Source organism: Aeromonas sp. Y293-4 (assembly GCF_027705905.1).
Classification (GTDB): domain Bacteria; phylum Pseudomonadota; class Gammaproteobacteria; order Enterobacterales; family Aeromonadaceae; genus Aeromonas; species Aeromonas veronii.
In genome coordinates this window covers 435,911-456,052 of the sequence record NZ_JAPDCI010000001.1, presented here as the reverse complement: position 1 = coordinate 456,052, position 20,142 = coordinate 435,911, and the positions used below count along the sequence as shown (strand labels likewise).

The following is a 20,142-nucleotide window of genomic DNA, read 5'->3' as shown; positions in this document are numbered from 1 at the left end:
AAAAATCCCCGGGGATGGGCAGGTTATCTCAAGGGAATCTCGGGGTAATCGGCGCTGAAACGTGGTGAGATGGCCATAAAGTATGAGGTGACGCACAAGTTGACTTGAATCTTGGCGGCAATGGCCGTTTACTATGCCGCCATAACAGATGGCTGTCACATCCTGTGTGGCGACCATTACAGCGATACCGTCGGCCCTGTACGCCGCAATAACATAAGGGGTTGCTCCTTGAGCTGCCCTCACAGTCCCTGAGCGTGGGAGAGAAGATAATGACAACCTTAAGTCCGGAAGCCTTGCTGGTCAGGGCTGCCCTCGAAGCCCAGGGACTGGAAACTCCCCTGGTCACCAACGAGCTGAACAGCCAGCAGAAGCGGGAGAAGATCGAAGGCCATATGCGCTCCATCATGGAGACGCTGGGGCTGGATCTGACCGATGACAGTCTGGCCGAGACGCCGCATCGCATCGCCAAGATGTACGTCAACGAGATCTTCTCCGGCCTCGACTATTCCACCTTCCCCAAGGTGACGGTGATCGAGAACAAGATGCAGGTGGACGAGATGATCATGGTGCGGGATATCAGCCTCACCAGCACCTGCGAACACCACTTCGTCACCATCGACGGCATGGCCCATGTGGCCTATATCCCTCGCGGCAAGGTGATTGGCCTGTCGAAGATCAACCGCATCGTGCAGTTCTTTGCCCGCCGTCCCCAGGTGCAGGAGCGGCTCACCCAGCAGATCCTGCTGGCGCTGCAGACCCTGCTCGGCACCAAGGATGTGGCCATCAGCATCAAGGCGACCCACTACTGCGTCAAGGCGCGCGGGGTGATGGATTCGACTTCTTACACCACCACCACCTCCCTCGGTGGGGTGTTCAAGACCCAACCCGATACCCGGGCCGAATTTCTGGGCGGCCTGCGCGGATAAGATGGCGGTTATTTTGTAACCGCCTTGCTGAATAAACGAGACGCCAGCAGCCATTGCTGGCGTTTTTCATTGGTCCCGGATGAGAGTGGCGGCCTGCAACGGCTTGACTCGCGCGGCTTGCCTTATGCAAACGTTATGCATTTTTCCGATTTATTCATCTGAGCGGTATATTTAATCGAACACGAAAAAAACTCGTTTTCACCTTACAAAAAGTAACCGGGCAGACTCTTTCCGAACCGTCACAATCCGGTTACTCTAGCGCCCCCTCACGGCTCTCGCTGCCGCTCATGGAATTCAGAGATATTCATCAAGGTTGGATGGTGCGCCACTGAACAGGTGGCCAGATAGTTCATGCCAGGAGGGCGTGAACCGGACGAGTGCTACGAATTTAACGACCACCAGGATATCCCATGAATACCAGTACCATGACCATAGGTAAAAAACTCACCGCCGGCTTTGCCGTGCTCGGTTTGATGGTCGCCTTTATCGGCGGTTTTGCCCTTGTCCAGTTTGGCAACATGAATGATGTTGCCATCCGGTTTACCGACAGCATCTTGCCAGCGGTCAATCGCACCAGCGCGATCGGGGATTCTCTCGGTGAGTTGCGTCGTTATGAGCTGGGTTATTTCGTGGTGGCTGCCGAGCCGCTGAAAAGGGCTGAATATCGGAATATTGCCAGTCAGCAGCTTAACGCGATCGCGCAGCAGCTGATTGCCCATGACAAGACTATCTGGCCTGAGGATGTGGCGGAGCGCCGTACCTTCGATACGGTGAAATCTGACTGGGATCGTTACGTCGCTCTGCACCAGCGAGTCCAACAGCTACAAGACAGCGATCAGCTTGCCGAAGCCCAACGCATCTTCCTTGAGGAGGGGGTTCCCCTTTACACCGCGCTGAGCAAGTCAGTGGCCTCCCTGATCCAGATTAACCATGGTTATGCGTCTGAATCCCGCAGTGACATTGTCGCCTCTTATCAATCCGCCAATCTGAGTGTCACCATCGCGCTGGTGATCGGTCTGATACTGGTGGTGGTGCTCTCCGTGGTACTGACCCGCCAAATTCGCGACCCGCTGATCATGCTGGCCCGTCAAGCCCAGCGTATTGCCAATGGCGATCTGGGTCAGGGCGAACTGCAGCAGTGGATCCGTGACAGCCGCTTCAACCGCGATGAACTGGGTCAGCTGGGCTCCGCCATCAACCGGATGCAGGGTTCCCTCTCCGATCTGGTGAGCGAGATCGCCGGCTCCGTGAGCCAACTCAGCAGCGCAGTGGAGGAGGTGAGCGCCATCTCCAGCCAGTCTGCCAGCGGCATGGCCATCCAGCAGAACGAAGTCTCCCAGGTGGCGACCGCCATGAACGAGATGCAGTCCACCGTCAACGAAGTGGCCCGCAACACCACGGATGCCATGAGCGCCGCCAAGGATGCCTCCCGCACCTCCGCTGCCGGCAGCGAAGTGGTACGCAGCTCCATTGCCAGCATTGAAGAGGTGTCGGTCAAGATTGAACAGGCGGGCACAGTGGTGCAGCAGCTGGAGGCCGACAGCGCCAATATCAGTGTGGTGCTGGATGTGATCCGCGATATCGCCGGTCAGACCAACCTGCTGGCCCTTAACGCGGCCATCGAAGCGGCCCGTGCCGGTGAGCAGGGTCGTGGTTTTGCGGTCGTTGCGGATGAAGTGCGCTCCCTGGCCCAGCGTACCCAGGACTCCACCGCCGAGATCAGCAAGATGATCGAGCTCTTGCAGAGCCGCGCCGCCGAGGCGGGCAACGCCATGCAGCTGAGCCGTCACCAGATGCAGGAGAGTGTCGGTCTGGCGCGGGATGCCGGTACCAGTATCGAGACCATCAATGGTGCCGTGGTGCGCATCACCGACATGAACACTCTGATCGCCACCGCCACCGAAGAGCAGAACGCGGTGACCGAAGAGCTCAACCGCAGCATCGTCAACATTCACAATGCCGCTGACGAGAATGCCCAGGGCGCTCATCAGATCGCCCAGGCTTGTGGCGAGCTGAGCAAGCTGGCCAACACCCTGCACCATATGACCCAGCGCTTCACCCTCTAAGGGTTGATGCATGGATAACAGAAGGCCCCGCCAATTGGCGGGGCCTTGTTGTTTCTGGCGTTGTGGAAGGGCTCAGCTCAGGCCGACTATCTCGCCGTTCTCATCGATATCGATATGGCGATAGGCAGGCAGACTGCCCAGCCCCGGCATGGTCATGATGGGGCCCGCCAGCGCATAGACGAACCCGGCACCGGCGCAGAGCTTCACCTCGTCGATGGGCACCTCGAAATCGGTCGGCACCCCTTTGAGGGCTGGGTCGTGGCTGATGGAGAGCGGCGTCTTGGCCACGCAGATAGGCAAGTGATCCCACCCTTCGGCGGAGAGCTGGGCCAGCTGCTGGCGCGCTCTGTCGGAGAGCTGCACTCCGCGGCCGCCGTAGCCGCACTCCACCAGGGTCGCCAGTTTGGCGTCGAGGCTCGCCTCGTCGGGGTAGAGCAGTTTCACCTTGCCGGGTTGCTTGCAGGCGGCGACCACGGCGCGGGCCAGCTCGCTGGCACCGGCACCACCCTGGGTGAAGGCGTTGGAGATGGCTGCGCCACAGGCACCGGCTTGCTGCGCTTCATGGGCCAGCAGCGCCAGTTCGGCCTCGCTGTCGGTGGGGAAGCGGTTGATGGCGACCACCACCGGCACCCCGTAGCGGCGGGCGTTCCGGATATGCCAGGCGAGGTTGGCGCAGCCCTGCTTGAGGGTCGGCAGATCTTCCCCCAGCAGGCTGGCTGGTAGCGGCTGGCCCGGGCGAATATCCAGCAGACCGCTGTTGGCCTTGAGACCGCGCACCGTGGCCACCAGCACCACGCAGGCGGGGGTAATACCGGATTGGCGGCTCTTGATGTTGAAGAACTTCTCCAGCCCCATGTCGGAGCCAAAACCTGCCTCGGTCACCACATAGTCGGTCAGGCCAAGGGCGATGCGATCGGCGATCACCGAGGAGTTGCCGTGGGCGATATTGGCAAAGGGGCCGGCGTGTACCAGCACCGGCGTCTGCTCTGTGGTCTGCATCAGGGTCGGTTGCAGTGCGTTTTTGAGCAGCACCGTCATGGCGCCCGCTACTTCCAACTGCTCGGCGGTAATGGGCTTGCCGTGAATATCGCGGGCCAGCTGGATGCGGCCGATGCGCTGGCGCAGGTCTTTCAGATCGCTTGCCAGCGCCAGAATGGCCATCAGCTCGGAGGCGGCGGTGATGACGAAGCGATCGCTGCGCTCCACACCATCGGCAGCGCCCCCCAGTCCAATCGTGAGGTGGCGCAGTGCGCGGTCATTCATGTCGAGGGTGCGCGGCCAGAGGATGTTGTCGGCATCGATATCGAGCCGCGGCAGGCCGGTTTTGGCGCTGAACTGGTCGCCGAGTTTGCGCTCATGGAACAGGCGGGCATCGAGGGCCGCCGCCGCCAGATTGTGGGCCGCCGTCAGGGCGTGAAAATCGCCAGTGAGGTGGAGGTTCATCTCCTCCATCGGCACCACCTGGGCGTGGCCGCCACCGGCAGCGCCCCCCTTGACCCCGAATACCGGGCCGAGGCTCGGCTGGCGGATAGTGGCGATGCTGGGCTGGCCGATATGGTTGAGCCCCATGGAGAGGCCAAGGGTAGTCACCGTCTTCCCTTCACCGAGCGGGGTCGGGGTGATGGCGCTCACCAGTACCAGCTTGCCGCTATGCTTGGGTTGAGACGTGAGAAGATCGAGGCTGAGTTTGCCTTTGTAGTGGCCATGAGGGCTGAGCAGGTGCTGGGGGATGGCGAGGCGTTCGGCCAGCGCGTGAATGGAGAGACGGGGGGACTGGCGGGAGATCTCGATATCGCTTAGCATCAGCACCTCGTTGGCATATCGGGGTAAAATATGCGGCGCAGTCTAGTGGAATATAACGGGTAATCCAATGACGAAAACGATTTTATTTGGTGAGGGTGAGGTTCGTCCGAATCCTGTTCGGCTGGATCTCAACGCACTCTATCATCCCCCCAAGCAGCCGATGACGGCGCTGGGGATTGTCAGCGCGCTGGTGCCGTTATTCGGTTTCGGCTGGCAGGCGATGACCCAGGACCCCGAAACCCAGCTGCGCCACGAGATCCGCAAACGGGTCAACAAGCACAAGACCGACGAGGCAAACCTCATTCTGATCCTGCAGCTGGCCGCCATGTTTGACTGCCCCGAGATTGAAGTGGCGCTCCCCTATGCCCTCAGTGAGCAGCAGTTTTCGGTGATAGGCACCCGTTTGCCACGCTGGCAGTTAAGCCTCGAGCAGGCGCGTCTGCTGGCAACGCTCGCCCCCGCAGCGGCCCCCAGCCAACGTTAGGTTGTCTGCCGGGCCAGCAGGCCGGAAAGTCAGAGCAAACCGTCAGCGTTGACCATCAGGTCGTCGCATCCCACTGTTGCGGGGCGAGATAGCGCTCCTGCACGAACTCGATAAAGCAGCGCACCTTGGCCGAGACGAAGCGGCGGTGCGGATAGACCGCATAAAGTCCCACATCTCCCTTGTCCCACTCTGGCAGCAGGCTGACCAGCTGTCCTGACCGCAGCGCCTCCCCCACGATAAAGGTGGGCTGCAATATGATGCCCTGATCATCACAAGCGGCGCGGGTCAGCGCCACCCCGTTGTTGGCCCGCAGTGGCCCCTGTGGCCGGATGCTCTGCTGCTCGTTTCCCCGTTTGAAGTGCCACTCCGGCTGGGTCAGGGTGTAGATCAGACAGTCGTGCTGCTTGAGATCCTCGGGCTTTTCCGGTCTGCCCTTGCGTGCCAGATAGGCGGGGCTGGCGCAAAGCTCGACCCGAATGGTGGCCAGCTGGCGCGCCACCAGCGAGGAGTCGCTGAGGTGGCCGATCCGCAGCGCCAGATCGAACCCCTCTTCCACCAGCGCTACCCGCCGGTCGCTGTACTCGATATCGAGCTTGAGGTCGGGAAAGCGTTGGCGAAACAGCGGCAGGGCGGGGGAGAGGTGCAGATAGCCAAAATCCATCGGCACCGAGAGCTTGAGGGTGCCGTTGGGCTGCTGGTTGTGGTGGGTCAGCTGGCTGTGGGTCTCTTCCAGCTCCGCCAGCAGGGCGAGGGAGCGCTGGTAGTAGAACTGGCCCGCCTCGGTGGGATTGACCTGACGGGTGGTGCGTGACAGCAGCCGGGTGGCGAGGGACTCCTCCAGCTGTTGCATCAGTTTGGAGGCCATGGCGACCGAGATGCCGAGCTGGTTGGCGGCCTTGGTAAAGCTCTGGCACTCCACCACCTTGATAAAGGTACGCATGGCGGCGATCTGGTCCATTTTCCATCCTCAGTAAATAATGAATTTAATAAATCACTGATTATTCATCTTCAGAACGAGGTTAGCATTTTAACCACTGATGTGAACCCCAAGATGAAGGAACGAACGGATGAAAATGACCAAGGCTCTGCTGGCCTCCTGCCTGTTTATGGCGACCCCTCTGATGGCGGCGGATTACGATGTGGATGCGGCGCACACCACGGTGCAGTTCAAGGTGGGTCACCTGGGCTTCTCCGAGCTGGTGGGTCGCTTCAACACCTTCAGCGGTACCTTCAGCATGGATGACGCCAACCCCGCGGCGGCCAAGGCGAGCTTCGAAGTGGATGCCGCCAGCGTTGACTCCAATCACGAAGCCCGCGACAAGCACCTGCGCAGCCCTGACTTCCTCGACGTGAAGCAGTATCCCAAGATGACCTTCGTCAGCTCCGCTTACGAGGGCACCAAGGATAAAGGCGTGCTGAAAGGGACTCTGACCCTGCACGGCGTCTCCAAGGAAGTGGCCTTCGATCTGGTCAAGATCGGCGAAGGCAAGGATCCCTGGGGCGGCTACCGCAGCGGTTTCAACGCCTCCACCACCATCAAGCTCAGTGACTTTGGCGTGAGCTACATGCTGCCCGGCATTCCGGACGAGATGAACATCAACCTGTTTGTCGAAGGCGTGCGCAAGTAATGGGCGCGGAACTTCTGCTGCAAACCCTGGCGGCTCCTCTGGGAGCCGCTTTGCTATCGTGGCGCTGGCCGCGACTGGGGTATCTGTGGGGCGCGCTGGCGCTCTGGCTGGTGGGATCCTGGCTCGGCGGCTTCTATGGCATGCCGGAAAAGGCGTGGCAGTGGCTGCCGCTGACCCTGCTGGTGCCCGCCATTGCGGCTCAGGTGAACGATCTGCGTGGCTCGCTGCTGCTCTTTGCGGTGTTCAGTGCGCTGGTGTGGTGGCAGGGATTGGCCTCGGTACTGGCGAGCGAACCCGGGATCTGGCTGGCGCTACTGCCCGCCATCCTCTGGTTTGGCTGGAGCACCTTGCGCTGTGATAGCCGCGAGGGGCTCGGGTTTGCCCTCGGCTTTATCTGGTTGGCACTGGTGATCGGCATCGATGGCAGTCTGCTGATTGCCCAGCTGGCCGGTGCGCTGGCCGCTTTCGCCGGTTTTCGCGCCCTGCTTGCCACCTTTGTTGACATCAAGGTAGCACCCGCCGGTCTGGCGCTGGCCCTCGCCTTCGTCCAGATGCTGGCCTGGCAATATGTGGAGGTGCCGCTGGTGGTGTTGCTGCCGGTCTGGTTGCTGCCGCTGCTGGAGTGGGCGTTACGTGACACACCCTGGCCAGTGCGTTGGGGTGGGCTGATCCTGCTCGCTGCCGCGGGAACCGGGCTCAGCCTGTGGTGGGTGTGGCCTGCTGCTTCTTTGTACTGATTTTTGCATGAAAAACAGGCAATTACAGTCATTTTTGCATACTCGCTCATACTCTTGGCAGATAATGATTGAGCCCCATATGTGTTTCAGATAAAAAGGATTTTCATTTTATTTGGACACACACAGAACCCGGCCGCGCCGGGTTCTGTTTGCCTGCTTTGCGGCACATAAGGAGGCCACAGTTGCGCAGTCAAGGATCTGAGCATCTGTTTTTTCGCCATTTCACCGGACAGGGACGTATCGACGGTCTCTGCATTTTGCTGGTCACTCACCTGCTTCCCGATCGCCCGCGTTTTATCGACGCTCTCGGTCAGATTGGACGGATTGGTGCCATTTTGCCCAAACCGAAATCGGTACACGGTCCGACCCTGGAGTGGGTATCACAACACTATCCGGTGCTGCCCCTCAACCGACGCTGGACCAATGAACCCGACAGCATCATCCAGCAGATTGCGCCGCTGGTGGCCCCTCACGAGCGGTTGCTGATCCTCGATATTGGCGGTTACTTTGCCAAAACCCAGGTGATCTTGAGTGAATATTTCGGCCCCCGTTTCCTCGGGGTGGTGGAGATGACCGAGAACGGCCATCAACGCTATGAGCACGAGGTGCTGGCGACTCCGGTGGTGTCGGTGGCACGCAGTCCCCTCAAGCAGGCCGAGGATATCCAGATTGGTTTGAGCGTGGTCTACTCCGCGGAGTCGCTGGCCCGCAACCTCAACCGTACTTTCAACGTCTGCGAGGCGGCGCTGTTTGGCTATGGCAAGGTGGGGCGCAGCATCGCCCGCGACCTGCGCTGTCGCAACCTCCATCTCGGGCTGGTGGAGACCGATGTGCTGCGACAGGTCGAAGCGCTCTCTCACGGTTTTCGTCTGATCACCAAGGCCGAGGCGTTGAGCCGCGCCGAGCTGGTGATCTGCTCTACCGGCAACGGCTCGCTGGATTTGGCGGATCTACAGGCGCTGCGCCCCGGCACCATGGTGGCCTCGGTCACCTCGGCCGACGACGAGTTTGCCTTCTCGCTGGCCCAGTTGCCGTGGCCGAGCGAAGAGGTGTGCCCCCATGTGCTGGCCCTCAACCGGCCGGATGGCACCCAGATCTACCTGCTCAACCGGGGTGAGGCGGTCAACTTCGTCCATGGCGCCGTGATTGGCGAATATGTCTATCTGGTGCTGGCGGAGATCATGGAAGGGATCCGGATGCTGGCGGCAGGCCCTCTTGCTCCCGGCCTGTTCGAGCTGCCAGAATCGGCGATGCGTACCATTGCCCGCCATTGGCTGGCCGATTTTCATGGGGTTGATCAGCACTGATTTGACCAAACCGGGATCGGCCATTGAGCGGCGGTACGCCACTTCCCGCCATTGGGCGCTTTTTTATGGAGTCACTCATGACCGAGTCTGAAACCCTGATCAGCAAACCCCGCATCGAAATCCGCTACTGCACCCTCTGTCGCTGGATGCTGCGCGCCGCCTGGCTGGCGCAGGAGCTGCTATCCACCTTCGACAGCGATCTGGGGGAGGTGGCGCTGGTGCCGGCCAGCAAGGGGGAGTTCCGCATTCTGGTGAGCGGGGTGCAGGTGTGGGATCGGGTGGTCGATGACGGCTTCCCCGAGGCCAAGGAGATCAAGCAGAGGGTGCGTGACGTCATCGCCCCTGAGCGGGATCTCGGCCACTCGGATCGCAAGGCGGCCGAGTAACGCCAGATGGGCCGAGCGCCTCGAAAAGGTGCTGAGCATGAGAGCGAAAGGAGAGGGAGGCGATGGCCTCTCTCTCCTTTTTTGCATTTGGCTGTTTGCCTGGCGCCTGCAGGGTTATAAGCGCGGCTCGGCTAGATGGCTGCCGATATAGCGGGCCCGCTTGTGGGACTTGATGCGGCTCACATCGACCCACACCAGCCCGTCGATGCAGTGGTTGAAGTCGGGGTCGATACCAAAGTCCATAAATTGCACCCCGCCCGGCTCGCACAGCTCGGAGTACTGCTTGTAGAGGGTGGGGATGGCGCAGCCCAGATTGTCGAGACGGGCCTTGAGTGCTTTGAGATCGGCGCCGTAATCCAACCCTTCGAACAGAGGCTGCGTCTCGGGGTAGGGACGGCGGGAGGGGGCCAGCGCAAGCTCGGGGGCAAAGTGCTGGCGGTAGAAGCTCACCAGCAGATCCTTGGCCGCCGGCGGCAGGCTGCCGGAGAGCGACACCGGGCCAAACAGGTAGCGGTAGCGGGGATAGCGGGCCAGATAGGCACCGATGCCGAACCAGAGATAATCGAGCCCCCGCTTGCCCCAGTAGGCGGGCTGGATAAAGCTGCGGCCAAGCTCGATGGCCTGCTCCAGTCGTGGCAGCAGCTTATCCTCGAAGCCGAACAGGGTGTGGCTGTAGAGGCCATCCTTCCCCTTGCTGGCCAGCAACTCCGCCACCGGGGCGAACCGGTAGGCGCCGATAATGTCGAGTCGGGCCGGATCCCAGAGGATCAGGTGGTGATAGTCGTTGTCAAAGCCATCGAGATCCCGCCGCTTGCTAGACCCTTCCCCCACAGCGCGAAAGGCGATCTCCCGCAGTCGCCCCAGCTCGCGCAGGATCACCGAGTGACTCAGTTCATGGCGGCGGTAGAGGTAGATCCCCTGACCATCCGGGGTGGTGCCGAGCTGCTCGCAGCTTTCGATGGCCTGTTTGAGTTGGCGGCGATCCTCCGGCAGGGCGATGGGGGCCTCGGTCTGCAGTCGTCCCGCCTTGCCACGGCCAATCCGGTAGAGGTGGTTGCGCACCAGCCGCGCCGCCGTCTTGGCGGGTAGATCCTGAAAACTGCCAAGTGGAATGCGCGCCCCTATGGTCACCGGCAGGGTCTGCCCCTGCTGGCGAAACAGCTGGCGCACCAACAACAGGGCGGAGGCGGGCTTGTTGAGCCAGGAGGCGAGATAGAACCAGAGGCTATTGCGTCCCCCCAGATGGATGGGCACCAGCGGGGTGCGTGTGCGCTGGGCCAGCTTGATAAAGCCTGCCTGCCAAGGGCCATCTTTCACCCCCTTGAGGCCAAGCCGCGAGACTTCACCTGCGGGGAAGATCACCAGCGCCCCTTCATGGGCGAGGTGTTCGTTCATGGCGAGAATAGCCTGTCGATCGGTCTTGCCCTCCATATTGTCCACCGGCAATAGCAAAGGGCGCAGCGGAGCGAGCTGGGCCAGCAGCTGGTTGGCGACGATCTTCACATCGGGGCGGATGCGACCGAGCAGTTGCAGCAGCGCCAGTCCGTCCAGCGAGCCGATGGGGTGGTTGGCAACAAAAATGACCCGGCCGCTGGCGGGAATATGCTCCAGCTGCGCCTCGCTGACCCGATAGTCGAAATCGAGCTGGGTCAGCGCCTGCTCGACAAAGTCGAGGCCGCGCAGGTGCGGGTAGCGGGTTGCAAAGTCGGCAAAGGCTCGTTCGTTGAGCAGCCAGCCCAGCAGCCGCTTTAACAGCGGGGTGAGCAGGGGGTAGCCAAGCAGGCGGGGGAAGTGCTGGGTCAGCAGGGTATCGATAGTGAACATCTGGAGGGCTCCGGCGATCCGTTGCTCCCAGCATGATGTGGCACTGTTCCCGCGACATGTCAGCGGGATGACAGTTTGATGGCAGTGGCAGCCAGTTGCCCCTGCGCGACTCTCCCCGGTTTCCCTTTCTTGATGGGGGATGGCCAGATAGCAAGGGGGGAGCCGGTTAACCGGCTCCCCCCTTGGTTGTCATGGTAATCGATTAACCGCGCCAGGCTGCGGTGAGGCGCACCAGCTCCACCAGGGTGGCGACCGCTTTCTCCATGGATTGCAGCGGGATGAACTCGTGCTTGCCGTGGAAGTTGTGGCCACCGGTGAAGAGGTTGGGGCAGGGCAGACCCATAAAGGAGAGGCGGGCGCCATCGGTACCGCCGCGAATGGGCTTTATTTTCGGCACCACGTCGGCGACCTCCATGGCGGCCTTGGCCAGCTCGACGATATGCATGTGCGGCTCTATTTGGCTGCGCATGTTGCGATAGCTGTCGGTCAGGGTCAGCTCGATGCGGGCCTTGGGATACTCGGCCTGCAGGGCGGCCACCCGGCTCTGCATCTCGGCCTTGCGCGCGGCGAAGTGCTCGTCGTCAAAGTCACGGATGATGTAGTGCAGGGTGCTCTCCTCCACGGTGCCGCTCATCTGGGCCAGATGGAAGAAGCCCTCATACCCGTCGGTGCACTCCGGGGTCTGCTCGGCAGGCATGGCGGCGTGGAAGCGGGCGGCCAGTGTTTGGCTGTTGATCATGCTCCCCTTGGCGGTGCCGGGGTGGACGTTATTGCCGATAAAACGAATTGTGGCGCTGGCGGCGTTGAAATTTTCATACTCCAGCTCGCCCAGCTCGCCGCCATCCACGGTATAGGCCCACTTGGCCGGGAATCTCTCCAGCGGGAACAGGTTTGCGCCACGGCCGATCTCTTCATCCGGGGTAAAGCCGACCCAGATATCGCCACGTGGGATCTCGGGGTGGGCCTGCAGGTGGTCGATGGTGGTGAGGATCTCGGCGATGCCCGCCTTGTCGTCGGCACCAAGCAAGGTAGTGCCGTCGGTGGTGATGAGATCCTGACCCAGGTAGTTTTTCAGGAAGCGGTAGTCACGAATGGCGAGCACCTCGTCACCCTTGCCAAGGCAGATGTCGCCGCCCTGATAGTTTTCGATGATTTGCGGTACTACGTGCTCCGCCTCGTAGTCGGCGGTGTCCATGTGGGCAATCAGGCCGATAGCGGGGGCGTCCGGCTGGTTGCCCGGCAGGCAGCCGGTGAGGTAGCCGTGTTCATCCAGGGTGACCCGGGTTAGCCCCAGCGCCTTCATCTCTTCTTGCAGGGCACGGGCAAAGATCAGCTGGCCTTCGCTGCTGGGGCAGGCTGGATTGGTCTCATCGGAGCGGGTATGAAAAGTTACGTAACGCAGAAAACGCTCAAGCAGGGTATCCATTAGTCAGCCTCTAACCGATTGTGAGCGGTCATTGTGGCCAATCCGTGCGGGGTACTCATTGCGTCAGCGCAGGTTTTTCCCATTTTTTGACGCAAGGGAAGAGCGGCGAATGTGCGGCGCGCGGGGCAACGTCCGGGAGGGAGATCGCATAAATGTGGCATTTATTGCGATATTTAGGCGCTGGCGGTGGCGGCCAAATTCCCCTCAGCGACCGCACAGCAAGGCGTCAGCCCAATCATGGCGTTTTCACACACTTTTCAAGGGGAAACCGGGCTGTCGCATAACCTGCGCCATCCCAGAGCCCGCCTGCCCGCCAGCAAGATTTGATCGACTTATTAAAAGGGGATTTTGAACACTATTTTTTATTGTCACTGCCCGCGGTAAGTGTGTACACTCCGCGCCGATCCAAGGGCAACCCTGAAGCAGGCAGAGCCGCCAGAAACCCGACCGATCATACGCCTATAGGGCGAGGCACGCAGAAACGACAGACACTGCTGGGGAATGGTTTCTTTAATACCGGTTAGGCTCCGGTATCAGGGAGAACAACAGACTCTCATCCTTCATTTGACCGAGTGGGCCACCGGCTCATCATCTTCCCTTGTCATGGGCGGTCACTGACGGTGAGGTGGGCTGTGGTTGTTGTCGTCTATCAACACGCATGCGTGCTGGCGCCTTCGCTTCTCTTCCTTGGAACCCTCTCCTTCTGTCGGGATCGCTGCCGAATGATGAACTGACGGCGTGGCTGATGTCGTCTGTCATCAAAGTACCGCGGCGCTACGGCATAGTGGCACCGCATACCGTTGAGCTTGATGTAAAGCCACCAGCCCCACATCAAGACTCGTTACTTCCCCAAGATCCACCAGGCAGCCTCTGGCTTGCCGCGATGTGCAAAAGGTTGGTTTGGGTGGCTGCGTCTCGTGATGGCAGCGCTCGCCGTACTCTGCACTAGATGGTCTGGATGTGATTGAGGGTAACGAAGGCGACTTTGGGTCGCTCATTTGCGAGGCATAGCCCATGACTAACTGGTCCAGCAAGGACTCCTTGAAGGTCTACAACGTTCCCTACTGGGGTGCGGGTTTTTTCAATATCAATGACGCCGGTCATGTGACCGTCGCCCCCGACAAATCACGCCCTGACGCGCATATTGTGCTCTCTGACGCCATCGAACAGTTGCGTCAGTCCGGGCTGACCACCCCCGTGTTGCTGCGCTTCCCCGACATTCTCAAGAGTCGGGTCGATGCGCTGTTCAACGCCTTTGGTCAGGCCATCGAGAAGTCAGGCTATGAAGGGGACTACCTCTGCGTTTACCCGATCAAGGTAAACCAGCAGCGTCGTGTCATCGAGACCATCAGCCAGTCCTACAGCGACAAGCCCCGGCTTGGCCTGGAAGCTGGTTCCAAACCGGAACTGCTGGCCGTGCTGTCCCATCACCATGAGCAAGGCTCGGTGATCGTCTGCAACGGTTACAAAGACCGCGAATATATCCGCCACGCCCTCTTGGGCAACCTGATGGGCCACAAGGTCTACATCGTGGTGGAGAAGCCCTCCGAACTGGAAATGGTGCTGGACGAGTCAGCTCGTCTCAACATCAAGCCCAACATCGGGGTGCGTGCCAAGCTCGCTTCCACCGGCTCCGGCATGTGGGAATCGAGCGGTGGCTCCATGTCCAAATTTGGTCTCTCCGCCTCCCAGATCCTGGCGCTGATCGAGCGTCTGCGCGGGCTGGGCAAGCTGGATTGCCTGCAACTGCTGCACTTCCATCTGGGTTCCCAGATCGCCAATATCCGCGACATTCAGGGTGGCATCCGCGAGTGCGGCCGTTTCTACGCTGAACTGCGTCGCCTCGGTGCCAACATCGAAGTCGTGGACGTCGGTGGCGGCCTGGGTGTGGACTACGAGGGAACCCGTTCCCAGAGCCACTGCTCCGCCAACTACAGCCTCTCCGAGTACGCCAACAACGTGGTATGGGGCATCGGCGATGTCTGCCGCGAGTTCGATCTGCCGCACCCGACCATCATCAGCGAGTCTGGCCGTGCCCTGACCGCCCACCACGCCGTGCTGGTTACCAATATCATTGGTGCCGAAGGGGTGGAGATGAACGACATCAGCGCGCCGGACGAAGATGCACCGACCATTCTGCAGAACATGTGGAAAGGCTGGCTGGATCTGCGCAGCGAAGATCCCTCCCTGCTGGAGATCTTCCATGACTCGGTGGCAGATCTGGGTGACGTGAATACCCAGTACACCATGGGCCTCTTGAACCTTGAACAGCGTGCCTGGGCCGAGATGCTGCACCAGAACACCTGTCTGGCACTCAAAGAGATGCTCAACCCAGTCAACCGCAACCACCGTGCGCTGGCTGACGAGCTGAGTGAAAAGCTGGCGGACAAGTGCTTTGCCAACTTCTCCCTGTTCCAGTCCCTGCCGGATGCCTGGGGTATCGGTCAGGTATTCCCGGTGATGCCGCTGGCCGGTCTCGATCGTCCGCTTAGCCGTCGCGGTATCCTGATGGATATCACCTGTGACTCCGACGGTCAGGTCGAGCACTATGTCGACGGTCTGGGGGTCGAGAGCACCCTGCCGATGCCGGTCTACGGCGAGAACGAAGAGTGCCACGTCGGCTTCTTCCTGGTCGGTGCCTATCAGGAGATCCTCGGCGATCTGCACAACCTGTTCGGTGACACCCACTGCGCGGAAGTGTGGCTGGACGAAGAGGGCAAGATGGACATTCGCAACGTGGTGCGTGGCGACACCGTCGACCAGCTGCTGCGTTACGTCAACATCGACCCGTCCGTGATCCGCGAAAACTATCAGCGGATCGCCGCTCACCCGGCGCTGGACGATGCCACTCGCAAAGCCCTGCTCGACGAGCTGGAGCTGGGCCTGCAAGGCTACGCCTATCTGGAAGACGAATAAGCCTTCTGTTTGCCCCTCGCTTTTGAGGGAAAATCAAAAACGGCGCCTGCGGGCGCCGTTTTTGTTACCGGGGGCCATCCGGCGATATGACGGTGCGCTCGGTCCATCTTCATTTGGATAACCGATGCGGGCTCAAGGCATCCGCAGGCCACAGATCTGGCAGATATCTGTCCCTTTCAGCTGTTTCCCTTGATCTGCATCAAGCGTGAACCTCGGTGGTTATTTTACGGTCAGGAGTGATGTTGATGGAATGTAACAAAAGGATGTGCATATGGAACTGAAAAGGGACCCGAGATGCTATACCGACGTCTGTATCGACGGTAAGTGGTATCACTACGACCACTGCAGCACCAACGTCTACATGCTGATGGGAGGCGCCGCGCCTTCAGCTGGCCTATGAGCCGAGCAGCGAAGAGGAGCTGATCGAGATGCTCCAGCAGCTGGGGCGCTTCTGACTTACCGAATTGATGTCTTGCCATATGGCCATCGGGCGCGTTGCCACGATGGCCACCACTCTTCACCGCTGTACCTTATCTCAGCGGTTTTTATTGCCCAATAACCCCTTGCCAATCTCCAGCATGGCGACGGCTGCGGCATAGGTGCTATCGGACTTGCCTATCTCATCCGCCACGTAGAGAAAATTGGATTGGTACTTCTCGACGGCCTCCCGTGGGCTGGTCGCGTCAATAAAGTCCTCCTCCACCTCGAATCCTTGGGTCAGCAGTGCCGCCTTTTCACTCAGAAAAGTCGGGGATGCCATGTCGATAAAGGTGTATTGCTGCCGATTGGACGCCGGAATGCTAAAAAACTGGTATCTGGCCATGGGTAAATCCTCGCTTGAAGCGGGTGATAAATGACGTGACGCTGTGTTTAATCTGTGGCTCGCTTGCCTCGACGTCGCAGACCGTGCGTGTCGGGAATGCCGCATTTTGTTTTCGTTCGAGACTACTTTGTTGGCATCTGCCCGGCAAGTGGGTCGCAGAGATTTTCTGGATGATCCGAGCAACCGAGATGTTGTGGGCAGGGGCAAGACCGGGATAATGCCGGGCTCACTTTGAGCCCGGCTTGTCAGCGCTCTGTTACAGCACGAAGCTCTGTACCATGGCGCGCAGCTGTTCGGTGAGCTGGTGGATCTGGCGGGCGGCATCGCGGGCGGCGTTGGCTACTTGCAGCGCCTCGTCGCTGCCATCCGAGATGCGCACCACGTTGCGTTCGATCTCGTTGACCACTGCGCCCTGCTGCTCGATGGCGCTGGCGATGATGGCGTTGGTATCGACCATCCGATCCACCTTCTCGGTGATGGCGCCGAAAGCCTGTTTTGCCTCCTGCGCCAGCCCGACCCCCTCCTGCGCTTCATGGCTGGCCGCCGACATGGCGGTGACCGAGGCGCGGGCGCCGGATTGCAGCTGTTCAATCATCTGCTGGATCTCGACGGTAGCCCCCTGGGTGCGGTTGGCAAGAGATCGCACCTCGTCGGCCACCACCGCAAAGCCGCGACCCTGCTCACCGGCCCGGGCCGCTTCGATGGCAGCGTTGAGGGCCAGCAGGTTGGTCTGTTCGGCGATACCGCGGATCACGCTGATGACGCCGCCAATCTGGCTGCACTGCTGTTCCAGCTGGCCTATGGTGTCGGCGGTGCGCAGCACTTCGCGGTTGATATGGTCGATGGCCTTGATGGTGCGCTCCACCACATCCTCGCCCTGACCGACCACGTTCTGCGCCTCCTGGGTCATGCGGGCCGCTTGCAGGGCGTTGCCCGCCATGTCTTGTGAGGTGGCGGCCAGCTCCTTGATGGCGGTGGCGACCTGATGGGTCTCCCCTTGCTGATCGGCAATCACCTCCTGCGAGCGGCAGGTACGCGCTTCGATCTCGGTGGCGCTCTCCACTACTGTGACGCCATTCTCCCGCACTCGCAGCATCAGGGTGCGCAGGGTCTCCAGGGTCACGTTGTAATCCCGGCTGATGGCGGCCAGTTCGTCCAGACCAACGATCTCGATATGCTGGCTGAGATCCTGGGTGTTGACCCGGGCGGCGATATCACGCACTCGCGCTACGGTTTCGCGCAGGGAGAGATAGGCGCCGATCATCAGGTAGAGGTAGAGCAGCAAGCTGGCGGTCAGAGGTGCGGTGACCCACCAGAAGTGACGCTGGTTGGCGGCCAGCCGCTGACGCAGATCGGCCTCCAGCCGCTGGCGTACCTGGCCTGCCAGCGCGGTGATAGCCTCGTCCATTTTATCCCCCAGCGCTTGCACCTCCTTGGTGGAGAGCTGCATCAGTTGATCCTTCATCATCTTGTTTTCCATGGTCTCGACCCCCTGACGCACCAGCTGTATCAGAGCATCGGTCTGCTGACCCAGCTCGGCGCGGTAGGCCGGTTCAATCTGGTAGAGCAGGGTCAGATCGGCCTCCAGCTCTTGCAGAGTGGCGCTGATAAGGTCGAGACGAAAACGCAGGCCGCTGTAGCCCTCAGCCTGAAACAGGCCGAAGTCGGCGATGGTGGCGGCGCGATCCCGCACCTGAGCCAGCAGGTCGCGCAGCTGCGGCAACCGCTCACTGGCGAGGATCACCATGTAGTAGGTACCGAGCGCCGGATCCTGGATCAGGCTGCTACTGGCGGTAATGTGCTTGTAGAGGTGGCGCACCTCGGTCAGCAGCTTGTCGTGGCGCAGGTTGCTCTGCTCCACTTCCAGCTTGCCCGCTTCGCCCTGCAGGGCGGCCCAGCCCTGTTTGATCACCTCAAAGGAGGGGTTGTTCTGGCGGGTGTCGGCAAAGGCTTGCAGGCTCTGATCAACGGCTTGTGCGGCTGCCTTGACCTGATCATCACCGACCGGATCCACCTCATGGGCGTGACGGGTCACCAGATTGCGATGGTTAAGCAGGGCCTGCTCGATGGCGGGCACGGGGGCGAGATTGACCACTCCCGCCAGCTCGCGGTTGGCCTGGACGTTGTCATCCTGCAGCCGCCCCAGCAGATTGGTCATGCTGTACGCCAGTGGCAGCAGCATCAGGCAGGACCAGAGCAGGAATTTGTATTTGAAGGAGAGCTGGTTGCCCAACCGGATGGCGGGGTTGAAAATCCATTTCATGTTAAGCCTCGATACCTGAGTGCGGGCGTGATTCGTGTTGCCTGAATAGTACTCCGAGCGGCTTCCCTTGGGTGATGGCCGGTTGCAAGTTGTGATCCCCTTGGCTTTTTACTTCCGGGCGGGGGCGCCGTCAGCCGAGCCAATAGAAAACGGGCCACCCGAAGGTGACCCGTGGTCGATAGGGGGAAACCGATCAGTTGAACGCCAGGAAGGGCGAGACGCAGAGCAGCAGGCCGGTGACGATGATGATGTAAAGAGAAGTGCCCTTGTACTTGTGCAGCGCCGGTACCTGATAGACCAGATAGGCCGGGATGAGGCAACCCACCATGCCGAAGATGGGGCTGCAGATGGAGGTGAAGCTTAGTACCGGTGCGTTGAGCACGATGGCCCCCCAGGAGAGCATGACGGTAAACACCATGATCCCTTTGCCTACCAATCCTTTATTGATGCGGTTTTCCGGCAGGACGCGGCGCAGCAGGTTCATCGCCAGACCCTGACAGGCTTCACGGAAACCGAGGTAAACGCCGAAGTAGGCGGTCATTACCGCAAAGATGTTGAGGGTGAGGCTCAGGAGCTTGAGGGTCTGGCCGGGCATCCCCTGGGCTACCATGGCCAGCGCAGAGATGTTCTCCTCGGAGGCTTTAACCGCCTGATCGTGGCCCATGGCAAGAGTGAAGGAGACCGCGTAGAAGAACACCACCACGAACAGGATGCCGAAGGCGATATTCATGGCGCGCATCGCCTTGAAGCGAGCCACTTCCAGCGACTTTTCCCGCGAGCGGTAGGAGATCACCATGGGGCTCAGGCTCTGGATAAAGAGGATGGAGGTGAGGGTGAAGGGGAGCATGATGATGGCATCCTTCATCCAGTCACCGGCAGCGGGCATGGCGGTGATGTTGGCCGCATCCCACTTGTCCATCATCATCAGGCCGAGCACGGCCACCACGCTGATCTTGGTCAGCACCATAAAGGTGGAGATCTTGAACAGCAGGTTCTCGCCGCGCGAGGCCAGAGCTACCAGACCGCATATCAGCACCAGACCGTAGAGCGGGTTTTCGGAGAGCAGGCCGTCGGTGACGCCGAAGCTCTGCAGGAAGGAGGCGCTGTCATTGGTGATGGCGGTGGAGTAGACGAAGACCCAGATCACCAGCATCACGAAGTAGAGCGCGCCGAGCAGCACACCCCAGTTCTTGCCAAGGTAGCCGGTGATGACGCTGGGGTAATCCTTGCACTCCGGCGAGGTGGCCAGGGTGTTGATAAAGAGGCGTTGGAACATATACATGGCGGGGTAGCCGATCACCGCCGAGAGCAGAAAGACCCACAAACCCATCAGACCCACCTGTACCGGCAGGAAGACGATCCCTGCGCCGATGGCCATGCCGATGCTCATGATGATCCAGCCCCAGTCGGTGCTGTCGAAGCGAACCGCTTCTTTCCATTCCAGCGTGCCCATCACGGGGCTGGCGAGTGTAGTGCTATGCGCGTCCATTAAAACCTTCTTTTTTGTAGGGATGTGGGAAAGCGGTGCAAATATAGTTGAATGAAACTGTCAT

General features: G+C 60.5%; 15 protein-coding genes and 1 pseudogene. 9 read left to right on the top strand and 7 right to left on the bottom strand.

Annotated features, from left to right (window positions below; genetic code table 11):
- Window positions 1-269: 269 nt before the first annotated feature.
- Window positions 270-926, top strand: coding sequence for a GTP cyclohydrolase I FolE (gene folE, locus OKC31_RS01925; protein ID WP_005334419.1), 657 nt, complete (start codon window positions 270-272; stop codon window positions 924-926).
- 410 nt (window positions 927-1,336) lie between these two features.
- On the top strand, window positions 1,337-2,992 hold the full coding sequence (locus OKC31_RS01920) for a methyl-accepting chemotaxis protein (protein ID WP_247823132.1): 1,656 nt from the start codon (window positions 1,337-1,339) through the stop codon (window positions 2,990-2,992).
- A 72-nt stretch (window positions 2,993-3,064) separates the two neighbouring features.
- On the opposite strand, the gene OKC31_RS01915 is transcribed toward OKC31_RS01920, so the two are convergent.
- Entirely contained in the window at window positions 3,065-4,795 is a 1,731-nt protein-coding gene (locus tag OKC31_RS01915; RefSeq protein ID WP_247823131.1) for a formate--tetrahydrofolate ligase, read from the bottom strand.
- Window positions 4,796-4,862: 67 nt separating this feature from the next.
- Between OKC31_RS01915 and OKC31_RS01910 the strand changes: the two genes are divergently transcribed.
- Window positions 4,863-5,279 (top strand): hypothetical protein, encoded by a 417-nt coding sequence (locus OKC31_RS01910; protein ID WP_270656067.1) that lies wholly within the window; start codon window positions 4,863-4,865, stop codon window positions 5,277-5,279.
- Window positions 5,280-5,334: 55 nt separating this feature from the next.
- On the opposite strand, the gene OKC31_RS01905 is transcribed toward OKC31_RS01910, so the two are convergent.
- On the bottom strand, window positions 5,335-6,237 hold the full coding sequence (locus OKC31_RS01905; RefSeq protein WP_247823127.1) for a LysR family transcriptional regulator: 903 nt from the start codon (window positions 6,235-6,237) through the stop codon (window positions 5,335-5,337).
- 109 nt (window positions 6,238-6,346) lie between these two features.
- Here OKC31_RS01905 and OKC31_RS01900 point away from each other — a divergent pair, with 109 nt between their 5' ends.
- From OKC31_RS01900 to OKC31_RS01885, 4 genes are all read left to right on the top strand, one after another.
- A complete protein-coding gene (locus OKC31_RS01900; protein ID WP_270656064.1) occupies window positions 6,347-6,907 on the top strand; it encodes a YceI family protein in 561 nt (186 codons plus the stop codon).
- Window positions 6,907-7,644, top strand: a complete 738-nt coding sequence (locus OKC31_RS01895) for a hypothetical protein (protein ID WP_236353424.1) — start codon at window positions 6,907-6,909, stop codon at window positions 7,642-7,644. Before OKC31_RS01900 ends, OKC31_RS01895 begins: the two co-directional genes overlap by 1 nt.
- A 182-nt stretch (window positions 7,645-7,826) precedes the next feature.
- Window positions 7,827-8,951, top strand: a complete 1,125-nt coding sequence (locus tag OKC31_RS01890; RefSeq protein WP_216961786.1) for an adenosylhomocysteinase — start codon at window positions 7,827-7,829, stop codon at window positions 8,949-8,951.
- A gap of 77 nt (window positions 8,952-9,028) precedes the next feature.
- Window positions 9,029-9,337, top strand: a complete 309-nt coding sequence (locus tag OKC31_RS01885; RefSeq protein WP_043821170.1) for a SelT/SelW/SelH family protein — start codon at window positions 9,029-9,031, stop codon at window positions 9,335-9,337.
- Between the two features lie 114 nt (window positions 9,338-9,451).
- Here the strand turns inward: OKC31_RS01885 and OKC31_RS01880 are convergent, their stop codons facing one another.
- Both OKC31_RS01880 and pepT read right to left on the bottom strand, forming a co-directional pair.
- A complete protein-coding gene (locus OKC31_RS01880) occupies window positions 9,452-11,161 on the bottom strand; it encodes a lysophospholipid acyltransferase family protein (protein WP_247823126.1) in 1,710 nt (569 codons plus the stop codon).
- Window positions 11,162-11,363: 202 nt separating this feature from the next.
- Window positions 11,364-12,587 carry a peptidase T gene (gene pepT / locus OKC31_RS01875; RefSeq protein ID WP_270656062.1) on the bottom strand — a complete coding sequence of 408 codons (1,224 nt, stop codon included), beginning with the start codon at window positions 12,585-12,587 and terminating at the stop codon, window positions 11,364-11,366.
- Window positions 12,588-13,601: 1,014 nt separating this feature from the next.
- On the opposite strand from pepT, the gene speA reads away from it, so the two are divergent.
- Complete coding sequence (speA, locus tag OKC31_RS01870) at window positions 13,602-15,503, top strand: biosynthetic arginine decarboxylase (protein ID WP_005344160.1); 1,902 nt, start codon at window positions 13,602-13,604, stop codon at window positions 15,501-15,503.
- A 271-nt stretch (window positions 15,504-15,774) separates the two neighbouring features.
- Window positions 15,775-15,958 (top strand): annotated as a pseudogene (locus tag OKC31_RS01865) (hypothetical protein).
- An 80-nt stretch (window positions 15,959-16,038) separates the two neighbouring features.
- On the opposite strand, the gene OKC31_RS01860 reads toward OKC31_RS01865, so the two are convergent.
- The 3 genes from OKC31_RS01860 to OKC31_RS01850 form a co-directional block, all read right to left on the bottom strand.
- The gene (locus OKC31_RS01860) at window positions 16,039-16,326 is read right to left on the bottom strand and encodes a hypothetical protein (RefSeq protein ID WP_270656059.1); all 288 of its coding nucleotides are present in this window, start codon (window positions 16,324-16,326) and stop codon (window positions 16,039-16,041) included.
- A gap of 256 nt (window positions 16,327-16,582) precedes the next feature.
- Entirely contained in the window at window positions 16,583-18,589 is a 2,007-nt protein-coding gene (locus OKC31_RS01855) for a methyl-accepting chemotaxis protein (protein ID WP_270656056.1), read from the bottom strand.
- Between the two features lie 193 nt (window positions 18,590-18,782).
- Complete coding sequence (locus OKC31_RS01850) at window positions 18,783-20,078, bottom strand: hypothetical protein (protein ID WP_270656054.1); 1,296 nt, start codon at window positions 20,076-20,078, stop codon at window positions 18,783-18,785.
- Between the last annotated feature and the right edge of the window lie 64 nt (window positions 20,079-20,142).